This window comes from Streptomyces sp. NPDC093089, from assembly GCF_044754405.1.
In the GTDB taxonomy this organism is placed as follows: domain Bacteria; phylum Actinomycetota; class Actinomycetes; order Streptomycetales; family Streptomycetaceae; genus Streptomyces.
In genome coordinates, this window is record NZ_JBIVPA010000001.1 from 26,532 (window position 1) to 33,039 (window position 6,508).

The 6,508-nt window shown below is 72.3% G+C and carries 4 protein-coding genes; 2 read left to right on the forward strand and 2 right to left on the reverse strand.

All coding sequences use genetic code 11. The features are described 5' to 3' along the window. Positions 1–156: 156 nt before the first annotated feature. Positions 157–1,737, reverse strand: coding sequence for an MDR family MFS transporter (locus tag ACIQFX_RS00135; protein WP_402456934.1), 1,581 nt, complete (start codon positions 1,735–1,737; stop codon positions 157–159). Between the two features lie 105 nt (positions 1,738–1,842). On the opposite strand from ACIQFX_RS00135, the gene ACIQFX_RS00140 reads away from it, so the two are divergent. After that, positions 1,843–2,400, forward strand: coding sequence for a TetR/AcrR family transcriptional regulator (locus tag ACIQFX_RS00140; RefSeq protein ID WP_402456937.1), 558 nt, complete (start codon positions 1,843–1,845; stop codon positions 2,398–2,400). 22 nt (positions 2,401–2,422) lie between these two features. Here ACIQFX_RS00140 and ACIQFX_RS00145 read toward each other — a convergent pair whose 3' ends face one another. Then, the gene (locus ACIQFX_RS00145; RefSeq protein ID WP_402456939.1) at positions 2,423–3,136 is read right to left on the reverse strand and encodes a M23 family metallopeptidase; all 714 of its coding nucleotides are present in this window, start codon (positions 3,134–3,136) and stop codon (positions 2,423–2,425) included. A gap of 477 nt (positions 3,137–3,613) precedes the next feature. Between ACIQFX_RS00145 and ACIQFX_RS00150 the strand changes: the two genes are divergently transcribed. Beyond that, complete coding sequence (locus ACIQFX_RS00150; RefSeq protein ID WP_402456941.1) at positions 3,614–6,391, forward strand: NACHT domain-containing protein; 2,778 nt, start codon at positions 3,614–3,616, stop codon at positions 6,389–6,391. The last annotated feature ends 117 nt before the right edge of the window (positions 6,392–6,508 follow it).

Sequence of the window (6,508 nt, forward strand, 5' to 3'; positions counted from 1 at the left end):
GGGGGGGGGGGGGGGGGGGGGGGGGGGGGGGGCGGGGGGGGGCCGGCGCGGGGGCGGCGGCGGGGGGGGGGGCGGGGGGGGGCCGGGGGGGGGGGGGGGGGGGGGGCCCCCCCCCCCCCCCCCCCCCCCCCACTCCCGTACGCGCGTGCCGGAGGATCAGACCGTCTCGGCGACCTTGGCGCTGTCGTCGTCCGCCGCGGGCTTCGGCACCGCCGCCGGGCCCGCGCCGCGGAGCGTGACCTCCTTGACGAAGAAGGCGAGGGCGAAGCCGAGGACGGCGACGGCCGAGGCGAGCAGGAAGGCGCCGTGGGTGCCGGTGGCGACCGCGTGCTGGTAGGCCTCGCGGAGCGCCGCGGGCAGCTTGGCGAGGCTGGCCGCGTCGAGCTGGGCGGTCCGCTCGGTCAGCCCGGACCCGCCGCGGGCCGCCATCTCGTCCTGGACGCGGCTGGTGAACAGCGCGCCCATGATCGCGACGCCGAAGGAGGAGCCGAGCGTCCGGAACAGGGTGGTGGAGGAGGAGGCGACGCCCATGTCCTTCATCTCCACGCTGTTCTGGGCGACCAGCATGGTGATCTGCATGAGGAAGCCCATGCCGGCGCCGAGGACGGCCATCCAGACGCCGGAGACCAGGCGCGAGGTGCCGGTGTCCATCGTGGAGAGGAGGAAGAGGCCGACGACCATGAGGGCCCCGCCGACGATCGGGAAGACCTTGTACTTGCCGGTGCTGGTGGTGACCCGGCCGACGACCAGCGAGACCACCATCATCGACAGCAGCATCGGCAGGAGCAGCAGGCCGGAGTTGGTCGCGGAGGCGCCCTGGACGGACTGCTGGAAGATCGGCAGGTAGAGGACCGCGCCGAACATCACGAAGCCGGTGATGAAGCCGATCAGGGACATCAGGGTGAAGTTGCGGCTGCGGAAGATGTGCAGCGGCATGATCGGGTCGCTCGCCCGGGTCTCGACGAAGAGGAACGCGGCGAGTGCGGCGGCTCCGCCGACGGCGAGGCCGACGATCGTGGCCGAGCCCCAGGCGTACTCCGTACCGCCCCAGGTGGTGACGAGGACGATCGCGGTGATGCCGGCGGTCAGCAGTCCGGCGCCGAGGAAGTCGATCCGGGTGCCGGTGGCGCGCTGCTTCTTGGGCAGGTGCAGGACGGTGGTGACCATGGCGAGGGCGACGGCGCCGAGCGGCAGGTTGATGTAGAAGGACCAGCGCCAGCCCCAGTGGTCGGTGATGGTGCCGCCGACGAGCGGTCCGCCGATCATGGCGAGGGCCATCACGCCGGCCATCATGCCCTGGTACTTGCCGCGCTCGCGGGGCGGGATCAGGTCGCCGATGATCGCCATGACGCCGACCATGAGGCCGCCGGCGCCGAGGCCCTGGACGGTGCGGAAGCCGATGAGCTGGCCCATGTCCTGGGCCATGCCGCTGAGCGCCGAGCCGATCAGGAAGATCACGATCGAGGTGAGGAAGACGCCCTTGCGGCCGAACATGTCGCCGAGCTTGCCCCAGAGGGGGGTGGAGGCGGCGGTGGCCAGGGTGTAGGCGGTGACGACCCAGGAGAGGTGCTCCAGGCCGCCGAGCTCGCCGACGATCGTCGGCATCGCGGTGCCGATGATCATGTTGTCGAGCATCGCGAGCAGCATCGCGATCATCAGGGCGAGGAGGACCACACGGACGCTGCGCGCCGGCGGTGCCTTCTCCTCGGCTGCTTGCACGGTCACGCTCGTCGCCATCTCATTCCCTTACTTACTTGCCGCCCGGCTAGTTACTACACTGGGGACGGTAGGCCCGTAACTTGCCGGTCGTCAAGTAAGTTTTCTGGAAAGTGGAGAGCAGCCATGGCCCGAGGCAACACCCGCCAGCGCATCCAGGACGTGGCGCTGGAGCTCTTCGCCGAGCAGGGGTACGAGAAGACCTCGCTCCGCGAGATCGCCGAGCGCCTCGACGTCACCAAGGCCGCGCTGTACTACCACTTCAAGACCAAGGAAGACATCATCATCGGCATCTTCCAGGACCTCACCCGGCCCGTGGACGAGCTGATCACCTGGGCGCGGGAGCAGCCGCGGACGCTGGAGGTCAGGGAGGAGATCCTGCGCCGCTACCAGGAGTCGCTGATCAGCGCGTACCCGCTGTTCCGCTTCATGCAGGAGAACCAGGCGGCCGTCCGCGAGCTGAGCATCGGCCTGACGTTCAAGGAGCGGATGCTCGAACTGAGCGGGCTGATCCAGGAGCCGGACTTCGCGGTGCGCGACCGGGTCCGCTGCGTGAGCGCGATCTTCACGCTGCACGCGGGGATGTTCTTCATGGACAACGTCGAGGGCGACCCCGAGGAGAAGCGCGAAGCCGTCCTCGAGGTCGCCCTCGATCTGCTGAACCAGGCCCACGGGGCCGGTTAGCGGGAGTTCAGGGAGCGGGAGCTCAGATGCTCACGCCGTGGGACCGCAGGAAGGCGGCCGGGTTCAGGGCGGAGCCGTAGTTCGGGGTCGTACGGATCTCGAAGTGCAGGTGCGGGCCGGAGGAGTTGCCGGTGTTGCCCGAGAGGGCGATCTGCTGACCGGCGGCGACCTTCTGGCCGACGTTGACCTTGATCTTCGACAGGTGGGCGTACTGCGAGTACTTGCCGTTGGCGTGCTTGACGACGATCGCGTTGCCGTACGCGGGGCCGTCGCCGCCGCCGTTCGGGCCGGCCTTCACGACGGTGCCCGCACCCGCGGCCTTGACCGGGGTGCCGACCGGGACGGCGAAGTCCTGGCCGGAGTGCTTGTGGGCCCACATGGCGCCGCCCTGGTTGTAGCTGGCGGTCAGGGTGTACGAGGTGACCGGCTTGACCCAGGACGGGGTCGCCTTCTTGGCGGCCTTCACCGGGGTGGCCTTCACGGCGACGGCCTTCACGGTGGCGGCCTTCTGGGCTGCGGCCTTGGCGGCGGCGGCCTTCACCTGGGCGGCGACGTGGGCCTGGGTCTCCGCCTGGGCGGCGACGGCGGCGGACGCGGTCGCGGCGACCGGGGCGACGGCCTTGCCCTCGGCGGCGAAGGCGGACCCTGCTCCGGCCACCAGCGACGCTCCCAGACCCGCGGCGGCGAGGGCGACGGCGGCGGTACGGGTGGCGGGGTTCATGACGCGCTTCGACATACGGGGGAAAACCTCCGGGAAGTACGGGACCCGACGCGATCGGTGCTCGGCGTCGGGCTTGCTCATCCTTGGTAACCCGGACCCCCACCCATCCCAAAACACCCCATCTACGACATTGCGTCGTAGCGATCTCCGGGGGAGATCGACCCTTGACGGCCTTGCCTTCAACTCCTGAAACCGGACATACCGGCACAAGGGAAACGGTTTATCCGCACGTCACGAGTGCCCGGAACCGCCCGAAAGGCCGCTCACCGCCCGGTTCGGGACCCCTGGGCCCAAAGTCCCGGCACTTGATCGCTAAACGTCCCGATTCGCCACCAAAGGTCGCCACTATTCCGGCTAGTACCCCTCGAAACGCCTGTGCGCCTTGTCACCAGCCGACGGCCGCCGATGGGACCTGGGTCACGCGACCGACCCCCCCCCGAACGGCCGTCCGGCACTACGCTGGCCGATTCGGGGATCTTCAGGGGGACACACATGGAACCGGCACTCATCGGCACCCGGCTCGCGTCGGCGGCGATCAGCCCACTCCTGAAGAAACTGCTGGTCAGCGACGGCCCGGGGGCCGGTCTGACGGGCGGGAACCGGGCCGTCCGGCTCTCCTCACTCGTCTCCTTCCGCGGCGAGAAGCGCACGCTGACGGAGAAGGACGTCCGGAAGCTCGCCGCCGCCCTCGTCGACCGCTCGGCCGGCGGCCCCGGCGAGACCCCGTTCCCCACCGACGAGGCGGAGGCAGTCACCCACACCCTGGGGACGACCCTGCTCGCCCTCGGCGACCTCGACATGGACGACGTCCAGGCCGTCCGCCTCGGCCACCGCGACCTCGCCCGCCGCCTGCGCACGGCGGCCCCCCGGCCCGACGGCCTCTCCACCGACTCGGTCCTCTACCTGGAGTCGATGACCGAGTGGGCCTGCCTCCACCTCCTGGAGTTCTTCACCCAGCGGTCCACGTTCGTCGCCCGCAGCCTGGTGGAGCAGACCCGCGGCCAGGCGGAGCTGATCGCGAAGATCGACGAGGTCATCCGACGGACACCGCGGGCGGACGGGCAGGACGCCTCGTTCGAGCGCCGGTACCTCGCCCACCTGGCGAAGAAGCACGGCCGCCTCACCATCTACGGCATCGACCTGCACGACTCACCGGACCGGTGGCCGCTGGACGTGGCTTATCTGTCCCTGGAGACCACCGAGGCCGGGCCGATCGACGGCGGGGCGGGCCCGGGGGACCACGGGGCGGACCCGGCGGACCCCCTGCACCCCCAGGAGCGGCACCCGGCCGTCACCCGCGCCGACCTCGCGCTCGCCCGCCACGACAAGGTCCTCCTCCGGGGAGCGGCCGGCGCGGGCAAGACGACGCTCGTCCAGTGGCTGACGACCTCCGCGGCGGCGGAGAAGCCGGCGGACGGCATGGGCTACCTCCACGGACGCATCCCCTTCGTCCTCCCCCTGCGCGCCCTCACCCGCCACGGCGAGCGGCTCCCGGCGCCCGACCGCTTCCTGCCCGCCGCCGGCTGCCCGCTCACCCCGCCCGACGGGTGGGCCGACCGGGTCCTGTCGGCCGGGCGGGGCCTCGTCCTGGTCGACGGCATCGACGAGATCCCCGAGGCCGAGCGCGGCCGGGCCCGCGACTGGCTCCGCGGTCTCCTCGACACGTACGAGGACAACCGCTGGCTCGTGACCTCGCGCCCCACCGCCGTACGGGACGACTGGCTGGCCCCCGAGGGCTTCGCCGAGCTGGCGCTCTCCCCCATGTCGTCCGCGGAGGTCACCACCTTCGTACGGCGCTGGCACCGGGCGGCGGGGCCGGAGGCCGAGCCGTACGAGCAGCCGCTCCTCGACGCCCTCCGCAGCGCCGAGCACGTCGCCCAGCTCGCCACCAACCCCCTCATGTGCGGACTCGTCTGCGCCCTGCACCGCGACCGGCGCGGCTTCCTGCCCCGGGGCCGCAAGGCCCTCTACGAGGCCGCCCTGTCGATGCTCCTCTCCCGCCGCGACCGCGAGCGCGACATGGGTGCCCCGTCCGGTCTCGTCCTCGACGAGGCCCCGCAGATCCAGCTGATCCAGCGCCTCGCGTACTGGCTGACGCTGAACGGCCGCCTCCAGATGGACCGCGCCCACGCGGAATCGGTGATCGCCGAAGCGGTCCCCGCCGTCATGGAGGCCTCGGGACACCCGCCCGGCGCGGTCTTCACCCACCTCCTCCACCGCAGCGGCCTGCTGCGCGAACCGACGGCCGACACGATCGACTTCGTCCACCGCACCTTCCAGGACTACCTGGCGGCCAAGGCCCTGGTCGACCACTGGGACATCGGCGTCCTGGTCCGGCACGCCGCGGACGACCAGTGGGAGGACGTCATCCGCATGGCCGTGGGCCACGCGCGGCCACGCGAGTGCGCGGAGATCCTCCGCGAGCTGCTGGCCGCGGCGGACCGGGCCCCGGACCGGCGGACCCGGCTGCGTCTGGTGCTCCTCGCGGCGACCGCCCTGGAGCACGCGACGGAAGTGCCCCCGAAGGTGCGGGAGGAGGTCCTCGCCCGTACGGCCGTCGTCATCCCGCCGCGCAATCCGGACGAGGCCCGCGAGCTCGCCGCCGTGGGCCGGCTGGTCCTCGGCCTGCTGCCGGGGCCGGAGGGGCTGAGCGACGGGGAGGCCCAGATGGTGGTGACGGCGGCGACCCATGTCGCCTCCGAAGCGGCGATCCCCTATCTGGCCCGCTTCGTCGGCCACCCGGCCCTCCTGGTCCGTTCCCAGCTCGTCTGGGGGTGGTCCCGCTTCGACGCCGAGCAGTACGCCGAGAAGATCATCGCGAGACTCGACCCGGACGGCCTCGCCTACACCGTCGCGAGCGACGAACAGGCCGCCGCGCTGACGCGGCCCGGTCTGCGGCCCGAGTACCTGGACATCAGGGAGGGGGTCACCGAGCGCGGTATCGCCCTCCTCGTCCCCCTGCTGCCCGGCGTGCGGCGGCTTCACGCGGCCGGCGTCGTCGCGGGACGCGCAATGCTCGGTGCCCTGGCAGCGCTCCGGCTGCCGCAGATGGCCATGCTCGACGTGGAGGTCGGCCCCGTCGATCCCCCCTTCGCGAGGATCGCCGAGGCCTTCCCCCACCTCCACACCCTCATGCTCAACGCGCCGCCCGGCACCCGGTGGGACGTGACCCCCCTCGCGCCCCTCCACCGGCTGAGGCACCTGTACGTCCCCGTCGGAACCGAAGTCACCGGCATCGAGCACCTCCCGCCCGGCATCCGCATCCTGTAGCAGGCACAGAGGGGCGGGGGCGGGCCCCCCCCCGGGGGGGGGGGGCCCCCCCCCCCCGCCCCCGGGCCCGGGCCCCCCCCCGGGGGGGGGGGGGGGGCGGCGGCGGGGGGTGTGGCG

What these genes read in the sequence shown, in the direction of transcription:
- ACIQFX_RS00140 (WP_402456937.1), top strand. Translation starts at nt 1,843, where the DNA reads ATGGCCCGAGGCAACACCCGCCAGCGCATCCAGGACGTGGCGCTGGAG.
- ACIQFX_RS00135 (WP_402456934.1), bottom strand. Translation starts at nt 1,737, where the DNA reads ATGGCGACGAGCGTGACCGTGCAAGCAGCCGAGGAGAAGGCACCGCCG.
- ACIQFX_RS00145 (WP_402456939.1), bottom strand. Translation starts at nt 3,136, where the DNA reads ATGTCGAAGCGCGTCATGAACCCCGCCACCCGTACCGCCGCCGTCGCC.
- ACIQFX_RS00150 (WP_402456941.1), top strand. Translation starts at nt 3,614, where the DNA reads ATGGAACCGGCACTCATCGGCACCCGGCTCGCGTCGGCGGCGATCAGC.